The 18,961-nt window shown below is 62.6% G+C and carries 27 protein-coding genes, 1 tRNA gene and 1 rRNA gene; 6 read left to right on the top strand and 23 right to left on the bottom strand.

Translation table 11 applies throughout. The features are described from left to right. Both rrf and G365_RS0118285 read left to right on the top strand, forming a co-directional pair. A 5S ribosomal RNA gene (rrf, locus tag G365_RS24655) occupies positions 1-82 on the top strand; the annotation flags it as partial. Between the two features lie 118 nt (positions 83-200). After that, positions 201-277: transfer RNA gene (locus G365_RS0118285), tRNA-Met, on the top strand. Here G365_RS0118285 and G365_RS24605 read toward each other — a convergent pair. The 11 genes from G365_RS24605 to G365_RS0118225 are packed head-to-tail and all read right to left on the bottom strand — an operon-like array spanning position 234 to position 7,173. Continuing rightward, positions 234-1,862 carry a recombinase family protein gene (locus G365_RS24605; protein WP_407635443.1) on the bottom strand — a complete coding sequence of 543 codons (1,629 nt, stop codon included), beginning with the start codon at positions 1,860-1,862 and terminating at the stop codon, positions 234-236. The two genes, G365_RS0118285 and G365_RS24605, sit on opposite strands and share 44 nt — an antisense overlap. After that, positions 1,790-1,984 (bottom strand): hypothetical protein, encoded by a 195-nt coding sequence (locus tag G365_RS23980; RefSeq protein WP_019646989.1) that lies wholly within the window; start codon positions 1,982-1,984, stop codon positions 1,790-1,792. Before G365_RS23980 ends, G365_RS24605 begins: the two co-directional genes overlap by 73 nt. Continuing rightward, positions 1,981-2,382, bottom strand: coding sequence for a hypothetical protein (locus G365_RS0118265; protein ID WP_019646988.1), 402 nt, complete (start codon positions 2,380-2,382; stop codon positions 1,981-1,983). Before G365_RS0118265 ends, G365_RS23980 begins: the two co-directional genes overlap by 4 nt. Next, positions 2,379-2,879, bottom strand: a complete 501-nt coding sequence (locus G365_RS0118260; protein ID WP_245554781.1) for a class I SAM-dependent methyltransferase — start codon at positions 2,877-2,879, stop codon at positions 2,379-2,381. The genes G365_RS0118265 and G365_RS0118260 overlap by 4 nt, the downstream gene beginning before the upstream one ends. Before the next feature lie 56 nt (positions 2,880-2,935). After that, positions 2,936-3,190 (bottom strand): hypothetical protein, encoded by a 255-nt coding sequence (locus G365_RS0118255; RefSeq protein WP_019646986.1) that lies wholly within the window; start codon positions 3,188-3,190, stop codon positions 2,936-2,938. Continuing rightward, positions 3,187-5,823: a toprim domain-containing protein gene (locus G365_RS0118250; RefSeq protein ID WP_019646985.1), complete on the bottom strand. Its 2,637-nt coding sequence runs from the start codon at positions 5,821-5,823 to the stop codon at positions 3,187-3,189. The genes G365_RS0118255 and G365_RS0118250 overlap by 4 nt, the downstream gene beginning before the upstream one ends. Positions 5,824-5,826: 3 nt before the next feature. Then, complete coding sequence (locus G365_RS0118245; protein WP_019646984.1) at positions 5,827-6,120, bottom strand: hypothetical protein; 294 nt, start codon at positions 6,118-6,120, stop codon at positions 5,827-5,829. Beyond that, positions 6,113-6,322, bottom strand: coding sequence for a hypothetical protein (locus G365_RS0118240; protein ID WP_019646983.1), 210 nt, complete (start codon positions 6,320-6,322; stop codon positions 6,113-6,115). Before G365_RS0118240 ends, G365_RS0118245 begins: the two co-directional genes overlap by 8 nt. Continuing rightward, positions 6,312-6,542, bottom strand: a complete 231-nt coding sequence (locus tag G365_RS0118235) for a hypothetical protein (RefSeq protein WP_155976368.1) — start codon at positions 6,540-6,542, stop codon at positions 6,312-6,314. Before G365_RS0118235 ends, G365_RS0118240 begins: the two co-directional genes overlap by 11 nt. Further along, entirely contained in the window at positions 6,539-6,922 is a 384-nt protein-coding gene (locus G365_RS0118230) for a helix-turn-helix domain-containing protein (protein WP_019646981.1), read from the bottom strand. The genes G365_RS0118235 and G365_RS0118230 overlap by 4 nt, the downstream gene beginning before the upstream one ends. Further along, entirely contained in the window at positions 6,919-7,173 is a 255-nt protein-coding gene (locus tag G365_RS0118225) for a hypothetical protein (protein WP_019646980.1), read from the bottom strand. The genes G365_RS0118230 and G365_RS0118225 overlap by 4 nt, the downstream gene beginning before the upstream one ends. 405 nt (positions 7,174-7,578) lie before the next feature. Here G365_RS0118225 and G365_RS0118220 point away from each other — a divergent pair, with 405 nt between their 5' ends. Beyond that, positions 7,579-8,772: a hypothetical protein gene (locus G365_RS0118220; protein ID WP_019646979.1), complete on the top strand. Its 1,194-nt coding sequence runs from the start codon at positions 7,579-7,581 to the stop codon at positions 8,770-8,772. A 2-nt stretch (positions 8,773-8,774) separates the two neighbouring features. Here G365_RS0118220 and G365_RS22330 read toward each other — a convergent pair whose 3' ends face one another. Next, positions 8,775-9,020 carry an ogr/Delta-like zinc finger family protein gene (locus tag G365_RS22330; RefSeq protein ID WP_019646978.1) on the bottom strand — a complete coding sequence of 82 codons (246 nt, stop codon included), beginning with the start codon at positions 9,018-9,020 and terminating at the stop codon, positions 8,775-8,777. Then, entirely contained in the window at positions 9,002-9,283 is a 282-nt protein-coding gene (locus G365_RS24600; protein WP_155976369.1) for a helix-turn-helix domain-containing protein, read from the bottom strand. The genes G365_RS22330 and G365_RS24600 overlap by 19 nt, the downstream gene beginning before the upstream one ends. Before the next feature lie 126 nt (positions 9,284-9,409). On the opposite strand from G365_RS24600, the gene G365_RS0118210 reads away from it, so the two are divergent. Further along, entirely contained in the window at positions 9,410-9,865 is a 456-nt protein-coding gene (locus G365_RS0118210; protein WP_155976367.1) for a hypothetical protein, read from the top strand. A 10-nt stretch (positions 9,866-9,875) separates the two neighbouring features. Here the strand turns inward: G365_RS0118210 and G365_RS23975 are convergent, their stop codons facing one another. After that, on the bottom strand, positions 9,876-10,046 hold the full coding sequence (locus G365_RS23975; RefSeq protein WP_019646976.1) for a hypothetical protein: 171 nt from the start codon (positions 10,044-10,046) through the stop codon (positions 9,876-9,878). Positions 10,047-10,151: 105 nt separating this feature from the next. Here G365_RS23975 and G365_RS0118200 point away from each other — a divergent pair, with 105 nt between their 5' ends. Together G365_RS0118200 and G365_RS22325 are read left to right on the top strand one after the other, a co-directional pair. After that, complete coding sequence (locus G365_RS0118200; protein WP_019646975.1) at positions 10,152-10,850, top strand: helix-turn-helix transcriptional regulator; 699 nt, start codon at positions 10,152-10,154, stop codon at positions 10,848-10,850. Between the two features lie 90 nt (positions 10,851-10,940). Further along, complete coding sequence (locus G365_RS22325; RefSeq protein ID WP_019646974.1) at positions 10,941-11,552, top strand: acyl-homoserine-lactone synthase; 612 nt, start codon at positions 10,941-10,943, stop codon at positions 11,550-11,552. 46 nt (positions 11,553-11,598) lie between these two features. On the opposite strand, the gene G365_RS23650 is transcribed toward G365_RS22325, so the two are convergent. From G365_RS23650 to G365_RS23265, 9 genes are all read right to left on the bottom strand, one after another. Then, the gene (locus tag G365_RS23650; RefSeq protein WP_019646973.1) at positions 11,599-12,024 is read right to left on the bottom strand and encodes a helix-turn-helix domain-containing protein; all 426 of its coding nucleotides are present in this window, start codon (positions 12,022-12,024) and stop codon (positions 11,599-11,601) included. Further along, positions 12,021-12,215 (bottom strand): hypothetical protein, encoded by a 195-nt coding sequence (locus tag G365_RS0118185; RefSeq protein ID WP_019646972.1) that lies wholly within the window; start codon positions 12,213-12,215, stop codon positions 12,021-12,023. The genes G365_RS23650 and G365_RS0118185 overlap by 4 nt, the downstream gene beginning before the upstream one ends. 251 nt (positions 12,216-12,466) lie before the next feature. Beyond that, positions 12,467-13,441, bottom strand: coding sequence for a contractile injection system protein, VgrG/Pvc8 family (locus tag G365_RS0118180; protein WP_019646971.1), 975 nt, complete (start codon positions 13,439-13,441; stop codon positions 12,467-12,469). Then, positions 13,438-13,881, bottom strand: a complete 444-nt coding sequence (locus G365_RS0118175) for a phage tail protein (RefSeq protein WP_019646970.1) — start codon at positions 13,879-13,881, stop codon at positions 13,438-13,440. The genes G365_RS0118180 and G365_RS0118175 overlap by 4 nt, the downstream gene beginning before the upstream one ends. Before the next feature lie 9 nt (positions 13,882-13,890). Then, positions 13,891-16,383 (bottom strand): phage tail tape measure protein, encoded by a 2,493-nt coding sequence (locus tag G365_RS0118170; RefSeq protein ID WP_019646969.1) that lies wholly within the window; start codon positions 16,381-16,383, stop codon positions 13,891-13,893. 137 nt (positions 16,384-16,520) lie between these two features. Further along, complete coding sequence (locus G365_RS0118165; protein ID WP_019646968.1) at positions 16,521-16,835, bottom strand: phage tail assembly protein; 315 nt, start codon at positions 16,833-16,835, stop codon at positions 16,521-16,523. A gap of 26 nt (positions 16,836-16,861) precedes the next feature. Further along, positions 16,862-17,368: a phage major tail tube protein gene (locus G365_RS22315; RefSeq protein ID WP_019646967.1), complete on the bottom strand. Its 507-nt coding sequence runs from the start codon at positions 17,366-17,368 to the stop codon at positions 16,862-16,864. 19 nt (positions 17,369-17,387) lie between these two features. Beyond that, positions 17,388-18,584: a phage tail sheath subtilisin-like domain-containing protein gene (locus G365_RS0118155; protein WP_019646966.1), complete on the bottom strand. Its 1,197-nt coding sequence runs from the start codon at positions 18,582-18,584 to the stop codon at positions 17,388-17,390. Positions 18,585-18,606: 22 nt separating this feature from the next. Next, on the bottom strand, positions 18,607-18,960 hold the full coding sequence (locus G365_RS23265) for a hypothetical protein (RefSeq protein WP_019646965.1): 354 nt from the start codon (positions 18,958-18,960) through the stop codon (positions 18,607-18,609). Between the last annotated feature and the right edge of the window lies 1 nt (position 18,961).

Raw genomic sequence — 18,961 nt, 5'->3', positions numbered from 1 at the left:
CCCATCCCGAACTCGGCCGTGAAAACCAGTCGCGCCAATGGTACTTCATCCTAAGATGCGGGAGAGTAGGTAACTGCCAGGTCTTCTAAACGCACGTCACGCGAAACAAAAAACGATACATTGCTTCTCACGATCTCTTCACGACAAAGGCCGGACCTAATCCGGCCTCTCCGTCCTGAGGCTCAGACACGACACTATACCGCGGGGTGGAGCAGCCCGGTAGCTCGTCAGGCTCATAACCTGAAGGCCGCAGGTTCAAATCCTGCCCCCGCAACCACCGTTACCATCGACTTGAGGTCGCCCGTCTCGCTGAGATTGGCGGCCTCGAGCATTATGGCTAACTGCCCAGACACATCGATATAGTATTCGCCTTTTTTATCAGATGGATGGATCGTCAGGCGATCGATCAGCTGATGCATGATCTCGACCGCGTCGCGGCGGTGCTCTGCGTCGTTGAGTGCATCGGTCACGCGGTCCAGCCACCGCCGATAGACCTCGACCGAGGGCGTGATCGCAGATAAGGGCGGGGTATCGGCCTGCATCGCTGCCAGTTGCGCCTTGAGCTTCTGCTTTCTGTCTGTCATCGCCGCGAGGCGATCGCGCGCGTCTTCGCTCTGTTCGACGAGACCTTTGACGATCCAGTCAAAAAACAGATCTATTTCGCCCTGTATCCGCTGCAGGTCTGCCTCTACCCGTGCCCGGGCAGATGATTTCTCCCGCAGCATCGCTGCGTACTGTGCGCGGTATTCAGCCATAAACACTGCGATCAGCTCTGGATCTGTCATCTGAGTTTTTATCGCGGCGAAGACCCGAGCTTCGACGTCCGTCATGCGCACTGAGATCTTGTTGTCGCAGGTGCCGCGCTCGCGGTAGTTGGCGCAGCCCATCCTATTGCTGCCAATCACGATATACTGGCCGCCGCAGCAGCTGCAGTGTATCAGCCCTGACAGCGCGTGTTTTGGGCGGCGGCGGTGAGGCAGTGCCCGGCCCGCAAACTCTCCCTTGACTGCCTGCGCTGACGTCCAGACAGCGTCATCAATGATACGCAATTCGGGATGCTCCTTTTCCACCCATTCATGCCGTGGGTTCAGTATGGCCTGACGCTTGCCCGTGTCTGGGTTGCGCACGAACCTTTGACGGTTCCAGATCAGCACTCCACGATACAGCTGGTTATGGAGTATGCCATTCCCGCGTGCGCGGTTGCCGTTAATCGTGCTGGCGTTCCAAAGGCCGCCTCGCGGTGCCGGTATGCCATCGTGGTTCAGGCCCTGGGCGATTTCTCTCGGGGATCGGCCGGCAACATATTCGGCGAAGATCCGCCGGATGACATCCGCTTCTGCCGGATTGATTTGTCGCTGCCCGAGGACGAGTTGCCCGGCTGAATCAAGGCTGCGGACCTCATCATATCCATAGCCCAGTCCACCGGCTGCGTATCCGGCCTCGACGCGCCCGCGCTGGCCGCGGCGGGTGCGTAGGGCAAGGTCTTTGATGTAAAGCGCGCCCATCGTTCCATTTAGACCGATGTGGATCTCTGATATCTCGCCTTCGGCTATGGTGTGGATTTTCACTCCGGCGAAGGCCAGCCGTTTAAACGCCCCGGCAATATGCTCCTGATCGCGGCCTATCCGGTCGAGGCTCTCCGCGAGGATGATATCGACGCCGCCTTGTCTGGCGACATCCAGCAAGGTCGACCAAGAGGGGCGGGCACTGATGCTGCCAGATATCGCCGCGTCTGTGTAAACATCAGCGATAGAGACGCCGAGCCTCTCAGCAAGAGCGCGGCAGTCTCTCACTTGATCATCGATCGATCGCTCTGACTGGCGATCAGAGCTGTATCGGGCGTAAATGGCTGCACGTTGCATGATTCGTCGTCACTGTTGTTGTATCGAAAGTGCTCTGTGATTGCTGCTTTCGCAAGGATCTTTGCCAGCGTCTGCAGGGCGGGATGAGGCGTGTGGTGCCGTATCGGGATGGGCTCTGTCATGTTGCCCCCCTCCGCCGTTGCTTTCCGCCGATTGTCGGCAAAGCCGACGACGATGATCTCGGTTTCCGGGGCGCGGCGTCCAGCATCGCGGCCCAACCATCATAAAGGTCGTCGTCCACTTCACACCAAGACACGCTGGACAGCACGTCCAGCATCTTGCTAGTGGGATCCACCGGCACGGCGCGCCACGTTCCAGCCTTCAGCGCGGCCAACGTCTCGAGGGGTATTTCAAGTGACTGCATTGCGTGGCTCGCGGCGCATCGCCATTCGCGTTTTGTCGAGGTCGGTGTGGCATCCCAGAGTGGCGGTTTATTCCCGCCCTCTTTGCCGTTCTTAACAACCATTTCTTGCCACATCCACGCCGCCGTGGCGTCAACCATCTCTTCGACGTCGATCATCCGTCCATCTCCATCTGATCAATGTTGCAGTTGGTGACTTCCTCATGCGGTTTCATAAACACCAGCCAGTGGGTCAACCCTTTAGCGCCTGACCGGTGCCCAAACATGGGTTGCACAGGGGTCAGCTTAATGACTTCGCTGAGTTTGATTTGTGTTTCGTTCCATTTGAAAATGAGTGTCCCGTCAGGGGATAAGACCCTAAAACACTCCGAAAACCCTATCTGAATGTCGCTACGCCAGTTGTCAGACAACCGCCCATATTTGGCGGCCAGCCAACTTTTTTTGCCTGCAGTGATCAGGTGAGGAGGGTCAAACGCCACCAGTTTGAACGTGTTGTCCATGAACGGGAGCGCTCTGAAATCCAGCATTGTGTCTGGCTCAATAGAGAGTGTTCTTGTCCCGCTGGGGTTTCCTCGGCTGCGATCAGTGACGGTGATCGTCTCTGACCGTTTGTCTCCGAATACCACATCAGGATGATCCCGATCGAACCACATCATTCGGCTCCCGCAGCAGGGGTCCAATACCCGCTTGGATGTATTTGTTCTTGCAGTCATCATTCCCCCCGGCTTTTGTTGTGTTTCCATGCGGTCGGGTGCCCGCTGCTCCACGGTGGTGGGCTGGGCGTCTTTGGCATCGGCTCCTCAATCCGTGAGCTGGCCGCCACAGCGCGAGCGAGGTCAGCAATCAGGTGCAGGGTGGCATGCCGTGTCAGGGGCATCCGGAATTGGCTCCCGTCGTCGTCGACGCCGACCAGAGCCAGCGGAAGATCCGGTGCGCTATGGACCGAGATAGACCTGATCGTCTTCATTTGCGTTCTTCCTTCGGTGCGGCGAAGACCCAGCATTTGAGGAGAGCCCCCTTGTCCACCACTGACCTGACGGTCTTGCGGCAGATGAATTTCCGGCTGCGGCTGGTTTCCAGCAGGCCGCGCAGCTCCGAGAGGGGCGGTAACTGCTGCCCGCTGCGCGAGGCTTCCTGATAGAGATGATTCAGGCTGATCGCGATCTGGCCCGGGTCGGCCGAGTGGTTCAGCACGTTGTTTCCGCGCTGGATGTAGTCGTAGACTTCCCAGAAATCCTGCACCGGTTTGTGGTCGCTGTTGATGCAGCTTTGCCGCTCTTTCGCGGCATCCAGCAGGGCCCGGCGCGTGTCCTCCACGATCTGCTTGGGCAGGTTGGTCAGCTCTGCCAGCGCGTCGAGGAGGGCCATCATCTGGCCGTGATTTTTCCCGATACGGATCATGCGGACCTCCGGGTCCCGCAGGATCTGCTCCTCATAGACCGGTGCTTTCGTCCGCACGGTGTCCATCACCTTGTGCTCGGCGCTGGTCGCCAGCGTCAGGAAATGACTGATCGCCGTCACTGGCATCGTCGCCAGCTCGTCGGCGGCGCGCTTGCTTTCCGGCGTGTGGTGGCTGGTGTCGTGGTAGGTGTGGACGATACGGGAAAGGATGGCCTCGGAGGCCGTCACCTTGGCGTTCTGGCTGATGACGATCGAACCCCGGAACGCGGGTTCGTAGGTGTCGTTCCCGCCGTTGTTCACGCCCCGGGCGCGACTGGCGCGGCCATTGTAGGCGGTTTTTAGCTCGTCCCAGTCGAACTGCCCGGCCTTGGCGCGGTCTTCGCGGTCGGATTCAATCATCACCACCGGCAGGTTGCTGACCTGCGTCATGATGCGCGACCGGGCGGCGGCAGAGGCTTTGTTGGGATCAAACCCTTCGTAATCGATCCTGCCGACCGCTTTCCACAGGGCTTCGACCAGGGTCGTTTTCCCGGCCCCGGCCTCGCCGACCACCTCCAGAAACGGATAGCTGGACTGTTCCGCCCGGATCTGTTCCGCAAACAAGCTGCCGAACCAGTGCACCAGCGCGATGATGCCCTTTGGCCCCCAGCCACGATAAATCAGCTCCACCCAGCGCGGCTGATACTGGTCTGGTTCGCCGATCGTCAGGTGCAGCGACCGGTTCAGGGTTTTGACGGAGGATCGGGCCAGCCGGAAATAGTCCTCGTCGTTGATGGGGATCACCTTCCCGGCCTGCACTGCCCGGTCTGGCAGGATGTAGGCCGCGTGGGTGCGGCAGTAGCCGATAAAATCCACGGTATCGACGGTCTTGATGGTGGTCAGGTACCGCCCGATGATCCAGTTAAGCTGCTGACCGTTGCCAGTCCACAGGGCCCCCGGCGCGATCGCCAGCAGGCGCTTTTTAAACTCCGACGATGCCGCCACCTGCGCCCCGGTCAGGGTGTTGTTGACCACTTCGCCGTTGGGGCGGGTGACGCGGACGTAATACCAGCTCTCGTCAGTGACGTGGTCGCGCTGGAAATACAGGAATTCGACGGTGCAGTTGGCGATCTCCTCGATGCGGATCGCCTGCTCGACGGCGCGGTCTTCCAGCTCCTCCGGCGGCACCGTACCTTCTTTTCGCAGGGTTTCGCGGATTGCCGTTAGCAGCTCCTGCGGAATGGAAAACCAATAGGTTTTGTGGTCGTGCTGCAGGGCGAAGGCGCGGGCGCGGCCCTTGCTGTGGTCGTAAATCAGCCGGCCTTTTTCGCGGGCGGACTTGGCCAGCAGCAGCGCCCCCTGAAACCGGTACTCCGCCAGGTGCGTTTCTGTCAGCCGCCGTTCGAGGTAAACGTCGTTCCAGTCGGCCTTCTGGTCCTTCTGCGGGATTAGGGCTGCCGCGTTGTCAAAGCCCAGCTGATGGGCGGCTTCGGCGTGGCGGAGGATGTATTTCCGCCCTGCCTTGTCGTTGTCTAATGCCCAGACCAGCGTGATCTTGCGGTCCTTCAGGGCCTCCAGCGCCAACCCCGGAAAATTCCCGGCGGACAGCGTGGCCACCGCCTTCACCCCGGACAGGGTCAGGGCGATGGCGTCCATGCAGCCCTCGACCAGATACAGGGTGTCACCATCCTGCACGCTGAACCCGGGCGGATGCCACCAATGGCCTTTGTGGCTGCCTATGAAATTGGCCTTTCGGGTGTCGACGCTGCCGTCGGCGTCGGTGACGCGGACCGGCTCGATCAGCCGTTCCATCGCCACGCCGGGCAGGCCCGGGATGTCAAAAACCACGGTGGCGGTCTTGCGGTCGCCTCTGTGGTGGCTGTATTGGCCTTGCCGATACCAGCCCCGGATTTTCAGGGGATCAAACCCCCGGGCCGACCCCATGTAGGCGTCGGCGGTGGCGTCCGGTTTTTCTGTGGTGGCCGGGAAGCGTTCGTTGTACCGCCCGAAGGCGTCGGGGTACAGGTCTTTGACTGTGGCCGACCAGCCGCAGCGGTTTTCCCGCCCGCAGCGGACCAGCCACGGTTCGAGGCCGTGAGCGTAAACCTCTTTTTTCCCGCAGCTTGGGCAGGTGCCCTCACGCAGCCACTCCCCCGCAGCCTTGAAACCAAAGTCGCGGCGGAGGTGCGCGAGGACCTCCTGTCTGGTATCCTCGCGCATCGGTCAGGCCTCCCGCTCGTAGCGGCGTCGCCGGTTGATTTCCCGGTCAGACAGGATCTGGCAGGCCCGTGTGGTCAGGGCTTTGGCTTCGCGTTCGCATGCCTCCAGCGCGGCGGCGCGGTCGCGGTATTCACCTTTTGTCGACAAGCCGACCGCCGGGTTATCGACGCACCACTGCCAGCGCCCGGAGGCTGACTGGCTGAGGAGGGCGGTTATTTCCAGCGGGGAGCGGGGGGCGTTGAACCGCCCCACCATCACCGTGCCGCGTGTTGCCCAATGGATGGACTGGTTATACATGCTGTCCCTCCTGCGCCCGCTGGGTCGGCAGGGGCACCACATTCCCCGCTGGGGTGACACAGGCGGCCGGAACCCGGCGCAGCCCGCGCCAGCCCCGGACAGTGACATCGACAACCCGCCCCCCTGCGTAATGCAGGGTTTCCACCGTCGCCAGTTCCCCGCCGTTCCAGACGGTCATGCCGTTGTGCAGATCATGCGTCATGACTGCTGCCCTCCTGTGCGTATTCCGCGCCGCAGAACGGGCAGTGGGTTGGCATCACGTATTTCGGGCGCCCGCGCCGGGTCTCCAGTTTGCCGGTGTCTGCCCGATACAGCGGGAAAAAGGGTATCGCCGGTCCGCCGCGCAGCGGCAGGCTGGTGGGAATCTCCAAGCCCTTTGCTTTCAGATTGTCCTGAATCTTGGTGAGACAGTCGCACATCACGCCCGCCCCCCTGCCATGGTGGAGATCAGGTTCCGCACGGCGTCGGCCTGCGCGGTGGGCAGCCGGTCTATGTCGCGGACCAGCACCATGTTCTCCGTGCGGTGCATCGGGTCTTTCGCGGGGATCACCTGCCCCCGGTACACGCCGGGATCCATATCCTCGAAGAAATATCCGACCGGCACCCGGAGTGCGCAGGCTGCCATGTACAGGCGGCTGGCCGACATGCGGTTAAGGCCGCGCTCGTACTTTTGCACCTGCTGGAACGAGACATTGATAGCTGTCGCCAGCTGCTGCTGTGTGATGTTCAGGACCTCGCGGCGGCAGCGCAGACGGTCGCCGACGTAGCTGTCGATGGGGTTGGGCTGGAAATCGGGATTCATTTGCGGGTCTCCTGCGGAGCAGATGTCGTGGCGGTGCCGGAGGCCGGGCGGATCTGCCCGGTCAGCGTCAGCAGTGCGAGGGAGTAGCCGTCGGCGGCATGCGCGATCAGGGCGCAGGTCGCGGCGACTTCTGGGGCGTTGTTGGTGTGTGCAAGGGTGGCGGTACCGCGCAGGGCGTCTGCTATGGTTGCAAGCAGGTATGCGGCATCGTTCACCACCGACCTCAGGTCGGCAGGGTGCTGCGGTGTCATGGGTGTGGGCCCCCGTTGATGGGCGTTGGACCGCACCGCCAGATCGCTTTCGAAGGCGCACTGGTGGCGGGAGGTTCGAAACCCAATGTCACTGTCAACGAGCAGGGAATTGAGCGCGACTTCTTCCCCCGAAGGGTATTCTATCCGTCGCCCTCCCGCCGTAGCGGGGTATGCGCTGCCGTGAGGCAGGCGCAAAAATAGCCGCAAGCTTTCGGGGCGGCTACCGTCGTTGATGTGATGGAGGGTTTCGACGCCTCCGACACTGACGGTACGCGCCACACGTGCGGCGGTCAACACAAAAAATCTTCCGGTGGACACAGAATAAAAAATGCAAGAATGTTCAGGCGGGAAGCCCGCATAGCGGGTAAAGACGGTAAAAAAAATGGACTGATAGGTGTCTGCGGGATGACGGATAAATTTGATGTTCCCCCCGGCCGCAAAAGAGGGCGGAGAAAAAAGACCGAGCCTGATCATCTGCTGTCGTTTGATGCAGCTCCACCCGCTGATGTCAGTGGTGAATCTGTCGGCATTTACTATACCGACAGCGACGGGGATCGGACAAAACGCATCGTTACGTTCCGTTGGTTGACCCCGCCCCATTTTGGGGCTCATTGCTGGCTGCGCGGCGAATACCGCACCTTCCGAATGGATCGGGTCAGTGATGTGGTGGACAGGGACGGACAGGTTCTGTCCGGCGAAGACTTCTTCAAATGGATGGGCCATCCGATACCGGACGAGGTTCGTTCTCAGCAGTGGGCAGACGCTGACCGTCAATACCAGCTTGATCCCCTGCCTGATGAATCTGGTACAACCAACACCCAGACAGAGATCAATAACAAAGGCTGCCTCCTTGCCGTTACAGCGGTTTTGTCGTCCGGCATTCTGACGATCTTTGGTCTGTCTGAGATCCTGATTTTCCTGTCTCTTGCTTTTCTCGTTCTGGCCGTTGCCGCGGCATTCAAACCCAGTCTGTATCCGGTACACACCAAAATGCGCCGGGCAAATGCCTTTGCAGCCTATTTCCTTGTGGCGCTCACCTTTTTTGGTGGGTGTGTAATTTCTCTGCCGAAAGCTGAAAAGCAGGCAGCAGCTCCGCCTAAAGTCACAGCTAAATCCGCCTCCAGCCCGGCCGACCTCCGCAAAGACAGGGTCATCAGCTATGGCAACAGCGCAGGGTTCATTTCTGGTTTGCGGCTGCTGATACCGAAGTTGACTGAAGAGAACAAAACGGAGAGCGGACAGGTTGAAACGCTGTCCTTCTATTCGATCCCAAGCCGGACCCGTGTCGTGATCGAAACTGCTCCGGGGTTGGGGGTCTCCGGCGCGGCCTTGCTGTCTGTCGATATGGTTCGCCCCATGACCGATAAGCCGTCGGCTTATGATGGTGGACTGAAGGCCACGCTGGAGCAAATCCTGATGACTGCGGCGTCCAACTGGCCGATGGCGGACCAGAAGGCTTTCATTGCGGCCTGTCAGCCGGTCCTGAGCGGGCCGGAGTGCGACCGGACCATCAAATCTGTCCGCGTCACGATCACCCGCTTCGGGGCAGACCTCTTCCGCATGGTGGTGCAGCGCGAGAACGCCGCCGCTGGTGGTTGACATCATACTCCCCCCTTCGCCACCGGCCCCGACAGCGTGCGGGCCTGCGGCAGGTGAATGTCGCCGCGCGGCCTCTGGCTGGGGACCAACGTGCGGACCGGCGAAATCTGAGCGACATAGCGGTGCAGGCAGTCGACATTGCGACACTGCACCGTGACCTCCGAACAGACCGGCGTGATCAGCCGGGTCTTGAGGACGTTGCAGTAGCTGCCGCAGTGCGGGCACCTGATCAGACGTTGGTTGTACATGGCCGCCTCCGCCGCCGCCGTGGAGTGTCTGGGGGTGTCCCGTCCCCGTCCCCGTGTGGGTCGTAGCGATCAGGCCACAACGTCGCCGGTGCCTCGCCGATTGCCGCTGCAATTGCGGCCTCTGCTGCCGCCCAAGGGCGGTGCAGGGCCTGACTGGCAGCATCGCGGGGCAGGCCAGCCGCCAGCGAAACGCCGCGTAGGGTCAGCCCCCGGGCGATCACCGCTGCTTTGATGCCTGCTTTATCCCAAGATTTAATCGCCATCATCTCGACAAAAATCGCGTTTAACGTCACACTAGATGTATGATTAGCGACTTTTGTTTGATCGCACAAGAGGAATGGGCAAACAAAAATCGCTTATTGTGGCGATTGATGAAAGGTTTTGTCGCGATGCTTTCGATTGATCAGGATGGCACCGGGGGCGGGGACGCCTACCGCGAGGCGCTGGGGCAGCGGATCGCCACAGCGGCTGACCGTTTCCCGACCCGGGCCGCGGCGGCAGATGCGGCGGGACTGACGGCAGAGCAGCTGCGCAAATGGATCAGGGGCGAGGCCAAGGCCAGCGCCGAAGGGCTGCGTGGCCTTGCCGCCGGTGCCGGTGTGGATTTTGGCTGGCTGGTGACCGGCGGCAGCGGCGTGGCAGGCCGGACGCTGGACGAGGCCACGGTGCGCACGGTACTGACCACCGTGCTTCAGGTGATGCAGGAATCAGACCTTGAGGCAGCCAACCCGGCTAAGTTTGCGGATCTGGTCATCAGCCTGCATCACTACGTGCAGCAGCAGTCTGGTCGGGCTGATGGTCTGGCGGACCTCGGCAATGTGATCCGGCTGGCCTCCCGCCGCTGAGGCCAGAGTGTCAGCGCACCACCGCGACAATGCCGACGAGCGCGATAATGGCCAGCAGGGCCGCTGACGTCAGTCCGACGATGATGGTGCCGGTATTGGTGCCGGTCTGACTGGGTGCTGGTGCTGTGGCTTTGGGCTGAACCGCCTCGCGGATCAGCTGCCGGATCTGTTCTTCAGACATTCTATCCCCGATATCACGCGCTCGTTAAGGATGTTAAATACTACCAGATATGGGAGTCGGCAACCCCCCCGGCCTGCCGCTCCCCGGCACAGACAGGGACCCCGCATGGACTGCCTAGACGTTTTTGCCCGCGAAGCCGCTGCCTGCACGTCCGTGCGGGATCTCTACGCCGTTCTGGCCCGCACGCTGGCCCGTACCGGGTTCCCGTTCTGGGCGTTCGGGGCGCTGTGGGGCGACGGGAATGCGTTCGAAGATCACGCCGAACCTGCCGTCGCCCTGAACTATCCCGATGACTGGATCCGCGCCTATTTCAAGGCGCAGTACGAGCGGGTCGACCCGGTGGTGTTGGTGATGCCGTATGCCACCGGGGCGGTGCAGTGGCGTGATCTGCGGCATTATTGCCCGGAAATGTTTGATGCCGCAGCGGAATATGGCCTGAAGTCGGGGGTATCAATTCCGTTACGAACGTTATCCGGCTGTTATGTTTTCTGCGCCGTCCGGCCCGATCCTGCGGATCTGGATCCCGCCACCTTGCTGACGCTGGAAATGATCGCAGCCGGTTTCTTCGCGGCCTATCTGCGGCTGCGCTGCATCAGCCCGGATGCCACCACCCTGACCGCGAACACGGTCGAGGTGCTGCGGCTGACCATGGCCGGGCGCACCCGCAAAGAGATCGCGGCGCAACTGGGGCTGACGGTGGACGGTGTGAATTGGTGCCTGAAGGACGCGAAGGCCAAGCTCGCAGCCCGTACCACAGAGGCGGCGCTGCTGCGGGCCGTAGCGCTGGGGATCCTACGGATCTGATAACCTAGGCGCGAAAACAACCCGCAGGCCACTGCCGGCCTGTTATCCCGCTGCCTACGATGTCCGGTTTCTCATCAACCGGAGTCAATCATGCAGCCCGATACCATTACCGCACACACCATAAGCTGGGCCACAATCCATAGTCATGGCCCGCTGTGGTACCAGCATCACCGCCTGCGCTATCAGGCGTTCGTGGCCCGGCAGGGATGGGATATCCCCCACCATGACGGCACGGAGTGGGACCAGTTTGACACCCCGGCAGCCCGCTATGTGCTGGTCGAATATGGGGGGCAGTGTGCTGCCGCCTGTCGTCTGGTACCGACCGAGGTGCCTTATATGCTGGCCGATGTGTTCCCGGGCCTGCTGCCCTACACCCCACCCCGCGCACCTGATATCTGGGAGGCAAGCCGGATCGCCGTCGATCACACTCTGCCTGCCGGGCTGCGGCGTCAGTGCCTGCTGACGCTGATTCTGGCGGTGCAGGAAGAAGGGATCCGGCTGGGGGTCCGCCACTATCTGGGGCTGATGCCGCTGCTGGTGTGGCGGATGGCGCTGATCCGCAACGGGGTTTCCGTGCGGATACTGACTGAGGGGGAACAGTTGATCGACGGGACCCCGACCGCAGCCGGGGAAATCGCCGTTGACCCGGCCACGGTGGCGCGGGTCCGCGCCCTGCTGGAGGCGCAGGCGGTGGCGGCGTGAGCAGCAAATGGAGGTGCCGCCCTGTTAACGGGCGGCACCGCTTTACTTAGGCCCCGTCATCTTCTCCGGGTTTCCGTTGCAGCGAAAATTTAATCCGCGTGAACAGTACAACGCGCTCCGGCGAGGGGTAACCTTTTGCCCCTTCTTCATCATCGCGTTCGCCAAGGTCATCGAAGGCACCCCATCCGCCCGAAGGAAGGCGGCGGGCCTCCATCAACGGGCCCACGGCATCGCAGATGATCCAGCGGTCTTCCGACCGCTCAACCCGCCACGGTATGGGCACCAGTCCGGCATTCACAGCGGCACAGGCCAGACCCACGGTCGTGGGAATAACCACAGTCGCCCCGGTGTCGAACCGCTGACCGGCTTCGTACAGCTGGATCGTCGCCAGACTGAGTCCTAATGCCTTAGCGGCATCGCGCTGCGTCAGCTTCAGGGACTTCCGCCAGCTCTTGAACAGGTCCGGGGTCATGGCTGCCCTCTCTTGACCGGTTTTCCGAACAGCACGGCCAGCACTGCAAACAGCAGCGCCGCTGCCGTAGACAACAGGATAATCACCGCCAGAGACGGCAGGATCACTGCCAGAACCACACCGGCAAGCAACAGGGAAAACAGTACTGGCAGGCGGGTTTTCAGGGTGCGGAACACATCTTGAACGGACATGGCAATCCCCTTATCCTTGGAGAGTGGTGCCGGGGGGCTAGCCCCGGCACCGTATCTCACTTCGGTTTGATCTCGATCAGGACTTGCATCCCGAAGAGTACGAAGTGGAGCTTGAAGTGTTTCAGCATCTTCACTCTCCTCTGTGGCGGGGGACCGGCCCTTCCGGCCCCTGACCACAAGAGAGAATTTACCTACAAAGTAGGTTTTCCGCAAGGGGAAAATAACCTCCTTTGTAGGTTTTTTATGCCACCTTATACCCTCTCCTCGCACGGCACTTCGGTGGTGAACCGGCTGTTGGTCAGGGTGTGAGTGATGTCCTTCGCCACCCAGTCGCGTCCGGTGATTTCGCTCCGCCAGCCTGTCACGGTCACAGGCTGGCCAGCGATCAGGTCTGGCCGCCCATGCACCAGCGACAGCGACAGTTCGTAGGCTCCGCGCTGCGTCTTGGCCCATGCCGCCTCGGCGGCGGCGCGGGCTTCGGCCTGCGTCGGATAGGTGCGTTTCAGGGTGCGGGTGTTGCCGTCCTTGCCAGCCAGCTCGTCCTTGGTTTTCCCCGGCCCCAGAGCCCGCCACTTGGCCTTGACCCCGGTGACATCGCTGTCACCGCTGGCGGGACCGAACTCATAGCGGTCGGTGTCGCGGCGGTCTATCACGGCCACCGGCAGCGGGGCACCGCTGGCCGTGATGCCCTTCCCGGCAGGCACAAACAGCAGCCGCTCCTCCTTGATCGTTGCTATGGCGTCGTACTGATCGCCGAGGCGACGGATAAGGTTGATGTCGCTCTCATTGGTCTGGTCCAGATGATCGATGGCCATGGCAGCCAGTCCGCCCTCGATCACAGATGACAGCCCGTGGCGCTCGGCAACCGTGCCAAGGATTACCCCGAGCGTCTGCCCATGGTAGGCGGCACTGCGGTTTTCCCGGAGAGGGCTGCCAAAGTCAGCGGCCTTGGCGGTGATGATGATTTCGTCCGGGGGTCCCCGGAACCGTGGCGGGTCTGCGACGAAGACCCCTTTATCGATCAGCCCGCGCCCTCGCCACCCCAGTGCCACCTCCAGCCGCGCGCCCTTGGGCGGCAGCGCCAGTGTGGGGGGCGCGTTGAGGGTGATCTCCAGCTCGTCTGCCTCCATACCGCGTTTGTCCGTCAGGCGCAGTTGCAGCAGCTGGCTGCGCAGGGCAGCGGTGATGTCGGCGGCGTCGGCGATCAGCCGGAAATCCGGGGTCACGGCTTGCTCTCCCGCAGGTCGCCCAGATTTTCCGGAACCTCGTCAGGCTCCCGCGTCAGGCTGAGGGTGAACGTCAGCGCCGCCACCACGCCGGGCCCGACCCAGTCGGTCTGCGTTTCCTGAATCTGATCGATGTACCACCAGCCATCCGGCCTGCCGCTGCCGGTGGTCAGGATCCACGCTTTGCCGGTGGCCATCATCGCCCGCAGCCGGTCCAGCGAGGCAGCAGGGCCGGTCCACGGGGGAATCAGCGCCCCGTTGATGGTGCGCTTGTCATCGCCCGGCCCGGCGGACTGATAGGCCATCGGCCCACCGGCCCGCCCGCGCCCGTCGATGCGGTGGCTGGTGGTGCGGCTGACCCCTTGCACCGGCACGGTCAGCGGGCTGAACACGAACAGCCCGAGGCTGGCAAATTGGGTGGAAACGGTGCTGTCTGCCATTGTTGCGCCCTACAGATCGCGGTCGGAATAGTCGGTGCGGGTTTTGGCGCGGTCGCGGGCCTCTTTCTCCCGCAGTTGCCGTGCCACCTCTTCCCCGACCTGCTTTTCATCCATGCCGGGTGCGGCGTTAACGGTGATGGTGTTGGTGGTCGTGGTGGTGGAACCCCCGGCGACGGCAGCCAGCGACTGGCCGGAGGGCACCGCCGCCAGTGGCGGAGGATCCGGCAGGTTCAGTTCCGTCGGCGCGGCATCGCTGCTGAACAGGCCGGTGACGGCGGATTTCAGGTCCTTCAGCGCCCCCCAGAAGGATTTAATCCGCTCCCACAGTTTTCCGAACACCGCCTCGACCAGCTCGCCGATACTGCCGATGTCGCCCTTGAAATAGTCGACCACCGGCCCCCACGCCGCTGCGATCAGCCCCAGCGGGCTGAAGGACAGGGCCGTCTTGATATATTCCCAGACCGCCAGCACCACGACCTTAACATCATCCCAATAGATGACCATCAGCGCCAGCGCCGCGATCACCGCCGCCACCGCCAGCACGATCAGCCCCAGCGGGTTCGCCGCCATGATGACGTTCAGCACACCCATCGCGAACTGGACGGCTGCAATCGGAGCCACCAGCCCGGCCAGCGCCACTGCCAGCGCCCCGCCGACGGCGATCACCGCCGCCAGCCCCCCGGCCACCAGCAGGATGGTGCGGGCGGTTTCGGGGTTCTTCCCGGCCCATTCGGTGACCCTGACCATCAGGTCCCGCAGCGCCGCCATCCCCTGATTCAGGATCGGCAGCAGGCCGGTCCCCAGCGTTTCCTTCAGGTTTTTCCATGCGATCGAGGAGGATTTTTCAATTTCCTGAGAGGTCTGCATCATGGCCGCGAATTTGGCGTTGACGGTGCCTTCGGCACCCATTGCCTCGTCGCGGATGCGCCGGAATTCCCCCATGTTAGCCAGCAGCGGTCCGAGCGCGTTCAGGACCTGCATGTCGCCAAACAGGTTGCCGAGGTTGAAGCGTTCGCCCAGGGCCTGCGCCGCCTGCTCGGGATTCAGGCCGGACTTGACGGCCTCGTCCATCTCCTTTTCCAGATCCGCACCCACCGCTTTGCCGATGTTTTTCAGCATGACGTCGAACGGGTTTTCGCCCTTGCCGACCGCCTCGGTCATCGCTTTCTTGATGTCGATCCCAAATTCGTCGAACCGTTTCACCGTCTCCGGCGCGGTGATTTTGGCGAGGAAATTCGCCATATTGTTGGCGGCTTCGTCGGTGGAGGACGCCCCCTTCATCGCCACCTGCAGGGCGGCGGTCAGGGTGCCGATGGCGCGGCTGCCGGTCAGCCCCATCGCCTGCGCCGATGCGGTCAGCATCGGGAACGTCTTCGCCATGTCCTTCAGTTCAAACCCGCCGAGGTCGCCGGATTTGGTGGCGATGTCGATCGCCTTGCCGATTTCGGCCGGCGCAATTTTCAGGTTGTCCATAAACGAAAACGTCAGCGCCGCCATGTCGCGGATGTCGGCTCCGGCGCCGGTGGCGGCGAAGCCCATGGCCCGCAGTGCCTCCAGCGCGGCATCGGGTTCCATGCCTTTCCCGACCAGAACGCCAAGGGCGTCCTGCAGGTCTGTGGCGTCCTGATTGGTTTCCGCTGCCAGCGCTTTCACCCGCTGCCGGACCTCTTCCAGCTTTGTGGCGTCGATCCCGGCGGTCAGGGCGAAGGCGGCGCGGGTGTGTTCTGCCTCTTTGGCGTCGCCCGTGAACTCATCCAGCGCGGTCAGGCCCTGCCGCCCGGTGGCAACGCCGGACATGCCGCTGGCTGCCAGCCCGGTGGCGCGGTTCAGCCGACGGTCGAGGTTTTCCCGCGCGGCGGCCAGCCGCTTGGTGCGCTCTTCCATCTTCGCCATGGCGGCGGAATTTTTGTCGAACGTGGCGGTGACAGCTGCGGTGCGGGCCTTCAGCTCCGCCTGCGCGTCGGCGAGAGAGGCGGTGGATAGACCGGCCTCCTTCAGCCGGTCGCGCAGCTGGCCCATCTTGGTGGCAGCAGAGGCGATCTTGGCCTCCGCCTGCTGGCTTTCCCGGCTGGCACGGCTGATGGCGGTCTCATACTCTTTGTAATCCCGGTTCGCCTGCCGCAGTTCGGCGGTCAGGGCGTTCAGCGCCGCCTGCGCCTGCTTATACTCTTCGCTCCCGCGTTTGGTGGCATCGCGCTCCGCCAGCAGGGTCTGGCGGCGTTCCTCCAGTCGACGGCGGCTTTCGGCCACCGTCGACTGCCCGGCCTGCATCAGGGCGAGATCCTCCCGCAGGGCGGCCGCGTTTTCCTGCGCCGCCCGCTTGATCCCCGTCAGCTTTTCCAGCTGGTCGAGGGATTTACCGTGATCCGCCAGCCGCTTCAGCCCGTCCGCCCCTGCTTTCAGACTGTCTTTCAGGGCGTTGGTTTCGGTCCGTGCCTGCCGAAAGGGGGCGGTGATGCGGTCGATGCCCTCAAAAAGCACCCGGAATTTCATGTCAGACATGATGGGCTATCCTTCTGCGGCTGCCCGCTCTTCCAGCGTCAGCGCCGCGAGGTGGTAGGCATAAGCCAGATCATCAAGGGGGAGGGTGGCGATCTCCCCGATGCGCAGGGCACCGGGGAGGACAGCCAGAATGACGATCAGTGCGCGGTCAATGTCTGCGGGGACTGGGTATCCGCCCGCCGCCGGGCGAAAAAACCGGCGATCACCGCCATAAGCTCCAGCCCGTCCGGCAGGCTGATGCTGGCCACATGCTGCGCCGTCAGCGGCTGCATGCTGATACGGGGCAGGATGTCCTGCAGGATGCCAAAATCAGCATCCTGCATCAGTACGGTCTTCACGCCGCGCAGGTCGCCGGTGGTTGGCCGGCGGATTTTAAGCTCCGCCAGCGTGCCGGACCCGTAGGGAATCGGGTCATGCAGCGTCACGGTGGTGATGTCAGCGGGGACGGTCATGATGGTTGCTCCGGCTGGGGGATGTGTCAGGAGATGTTGATGCCGACCATGCGCAGCAGGTCACGCCCCAGCGTGCTGCTGCCGATGGTGGCGCTGCCAAAGGCGTCGATCTCAACCAGAACCTCGGAATCCAGCGACAGGCGGTAGTAATGCAGGCCCTTCATGTCCAGCTTGGTGTCCAGACCGGCCTCGCGCTTGGCCGTGCCCATGTCAGCCTCGGTCAGCGGGCCGCGCACGTAGACCTCCAGCGCGCCAAGGCTGGCAGACCCGTCAAGGAGCGCACCCACGAACCGGACCGGCATCACGGTGCCGATGCCGGTCAGCATCTGCTTGGTGGCCTCGGCGACCGTCATCGACAGGGTCAGCGCCTCGAACGAGCCGACCGGCAGCGCCACCGGGGCTGACATGCCCGCCGCGATGTGATCGATGGTTTTGACGGTCAGCTTGGGCAGGGTGACTTCCTTGGCGACCCCCGCGAGGGAGCCGCCGTCAAGGAACACATTAAAGTTTTGCAAGGTACGGGGGTAGCCCATGGGGAATGCTCCTGAGACATTAAGCGCTGTAGCGGGTAGAGGTGGCGCGGACGATCCCCGCGCTGAGGTCAGCCATATAGCTGGTATTAACCTCTTGGATCAGCGTGATCCCCTGCGCAGGGGGGATCGGGCAGTAGTCCAGATGGAAGGCGACTTGCCCGCGATAAAGATTGGCCTCGGAGTTTTCGCGTGGATCAAACCAGACGCGGCCCTTGACGATGTATCCGGCGGTGACCCAGTCCCGCAGCTTGGCGTCGATGCTGTCGACCACATCCTTCGCGAGCAGGGGAGAGAGGGGCTGATCGGCAGCCCAGATCATCCAGTCGGTAATGGTGTCAGCGAGGATCTGGCTGGTCCTGACGTAAACCTCAAACATCCACAGCGGGTCATCGCTGCAGGTTTCGTTGCCCCAGAACTTGTATCCCTTGTTCTGGATAAGCGTCGTGACGCCCCGGCTGTTGAGATAATGCGCGTCCGAGGTTTCCTTGCCGCGCAGCCATGAGACCGGCTGGCTGATACCCGTCAGACCGTCGATCGTGACGTTAGATATGGATTTATGCCACCCCTGTTCATGATCGATTTTGGCGCGAAGGCCAAGTGCCCGTGCCGTCGCGGGGATGACCCCGGGGCGGTTCAGGGTCGGGTCCTGCCCGACACCGTCGGGCCAGATCAGCATCATTTCCTTTGCGCCGAAGTTCTGGCGGTACAGGGCAGCCTCTTCCATCGTCTGGCAGCCACATGCCGAGACGTAGGTAAACCCGTTCATCTGATGGGCCAGCGAGGCGAGTTCCACCGCCACCGGCAGACGATCAAGGCCCGGCGCTCCGAGGATCCGTGGCTGGACCAGCAGCTTACTTTCCGCCGTATAGAGAGCCTGCAGCCCGGTCCGTTTGCCGCTGGGCAGAGTGGTGCCGATGGTATTGGCCACCGTTTCTTCCTCCGTGTCCCCCTCGGGGACACGGACGACCACGACTACGGCGTCGCCGTGGTCCTTGATCCCATCGAGAGCAAGCGGCAAGGTGCCGGTGTTCCCGGCCTTACTGATAGCACGCGAGACATCGGTGATCAGCACCGCCTCATCAGCCGGGAAGACAGTGGGATCCGCATCTTCGGCAGTCGCAGCCAGACCGATGATTGCGGTGGGGATGGTGCGGATCGGACGCAGACCGGTATTAACGATTTTAGATCGTACACCGTGCAGATAATCATCGGCCATAGATCAGGCTCCTGTGGGGGATTCAGGGGGTGGGGATGGTGGCCAGCGCAGCCAGCTCGGCCCGCAGGCTGGCGGCCTCGGCCTCCAGCGCTGCCAGCCGGTCGTGGTCGGCCTGCGTTGCTGCGTTGGTGATGATCGCCCGCAAGGGGCGAGAGCTGGAGGCGTCAATCGCGGTCAGCCGTGCGGCAATCTCGGCCGCCCGGCTGCGGACCGTGGCAGGCGCAGGCGTCACCCGACGGGTGACGCTACCAAAGGCGTCGAGATACAGCTCATGGCATGGGATATCCCATAGGTCTGGCGGCAGCGGGATGCCGACCACCCCGATGCCTGATCCCTTAACCTGACATCGCCCGGCGTCGTCAAAAGTCGCGTACATA

Origin of the sequence: Novispirillum itersonii subsp. itersonii ATCC 12639 (assembly GCF_000381985.1) — a bacterium.
Taxonomy (GTDB): domain Bacteria; phylum Pseudomonadota; class Alphaproteobacteria; order Rhodospirillales; family Rhodospirillaceae; genus Novispirillum; species Novispirillum itersonii.
The sequence above is the reverse complement of the archived record's forward strand: the minus strand, read 5'-3'. Positions and strand labels throughout refer to the sequence as shown.

Coding starts and splice junctions, on each gene's coding strand:
- G365_RS0118240 (WP_019646983.1), bottom strand. CDS start 6,322: ATGACGCATGATCTGCACAACGGCATGACCGTCTGGAACGGCGGGGAA.
- G365_RS23265 (WP_019646965.1), bottom strand. CDS start 18,960: ATGTACGCGACTTTTGACGACGCCGGGCGATGTCAGGTTAAGGGATCA.
- G365_RS24600 (WP_155976369.1), bottom strand. CDS start 9,283: ATGGCGATTAAATCTTGGGATAAAGCAGGCATCAAAGCAGCGGTGATC.
- G365_RS0118210 (WP_155976367.1), top strand. CDS start 9,410: ATGCTTTCGATTGATCAGGATGGCACCGGGGGCGGGGACGCCTACCGC.
- G365_RS0118200 (WP_019646975.1), top strand. CDS start 10,152: ATGGACTGCCTAGACGTTTTTGCCCGCGAAGCCGCTGCCTGCACGTCC.
- G365_RS0118250 (WP_019646985.1), bottom strand. CDS start 5,823: ATGCGCGAGGATACCAGACAGGAGGTCCTCGCGCACCTCCGCCGCGAC.
- G365_RS0118165 (WP_019646968.1), bottom strand. CDS start 16,835: ATGACCGTCCCCGCTGACATCACCACCGTGACGCTGCATGACCCGATT.
- G365_RS0118225 (WP_019646980.1), bottom strand. CDS start 7,173: ATGACACCGCAGCACCCTGCCGACCTGAGGTCGGTGGTGAACGATGCC.
- G365_RS23975 (WP_019646976.1), bottom strand. CDS start 10,046: ATGTCTGAAGAACAGATCCGGCAGCTGATCCGCGAGGCGGTTCAGCCC.
- G365_RS0118155 (WP_019646966.1), bottom strand. CDS start 18,584: ATGGCCGATGATTATCTGCACGGTGTACGATCTAAAATCGTTAATACC.
- G365_RS0118230 (WP_019646981.1), bottom strand. CDS start 6,922: ATGAATCCCGATTTCCAGCCCAACCCCATCGACAGCTACGTCGGCGAC.
- G365_RS22325 (WP_019646974.1), top strand. CDS start 10,941: ATGCAGCCCGATACCATTACCGCACACACCATAAGCTGGGCCACAATC.
- G365_RS22315 (WP_019646967.1), bottom strand. CDS start 17,368: ATGGGCTACCCCCGTACCTTGCAAAACTTTAATGTGTTCCTTGACGGC.
- G365_RS0118185 (WP_019646972.1), bottom strand. CDS start 12,215: ATGTCCGTTCAAGATGTGTTCCGCACCCTGAAAACCCGCCTGCCAGTA.
- G365_RS24605 (WP_407635443.1), bottom strand. CDS start 1,862: ATGCAACGTGCAGCCATTTACGCCCGATACAGCTCTGATCGCCAGTCA.
- G365_RS0118255 (WP_019646986.1), bottom strand. CDS start 3,190: ATGAAGACGATCAGGTCTATCTCGGTCCATAGCGCACCGGATCTTCCG.
- G365_RS0118175 (WP_019646970.1), bottom strand. CDS start 13,881: ATGGCAGACAGCACCGTTTCCACCCAATTTGCCAGCCTCGGGCTGTTC.
- G365_RS23980 (WP_019646989.1), bottom strand. CDS start 1,984: ATGACAGAGCCCATCCCGATACGGCACCACACGCCTCATCCCGCCCTG.
- G365_RS0118220 (WP_019646979.1), top strand. CDS start 7,579: ATGACGGATAAATTTGATGTTCCCCCCGGCCGCAAAAGAGGGCGGAGA.
- G365_RS23650 (WP_019646973.1), bottom strand. CDS start 12,024: ATGACCCCGGACCTGTTCAAGAGCTGGCGGAAGTCCCTGAAGCTGACG.
- G365_RS0118265 (WP_019646988.1), bottom strand. CDS start 2,382: ATGATCGACGTCGAAGAGATGGTTGACGCCACGGCGGCGTGGATGTGG.
- G365_RS0118260 (WP_245554781.1), bottom strand. CDS start 2,879: ATGATGTGGTTCGATCGGGATCATCCTGATGTGGTATTCGGAGACAAA.
- G365_RS0118170 (WP_019646969.1), bottom strand. CDS start 16,383: ATGTCTGACATGAAATTCCGGGTGCTTTTTGAGGGCATCGACCGCATC.
- G365_RS22330 (WP_019646978.1), bottom strand. CDS start 9,020: ATGTACAACCAACGTCTGATCAGGTGCCCGCACTGCGGCAGCTACTGC.
- G365_RS0118245 (WP_019646984.1), bottom strand. CDS start 6,120: ATGTATAACCAGTCCATCCATTGGGCAACACGCGGCACGGTGATGGTG.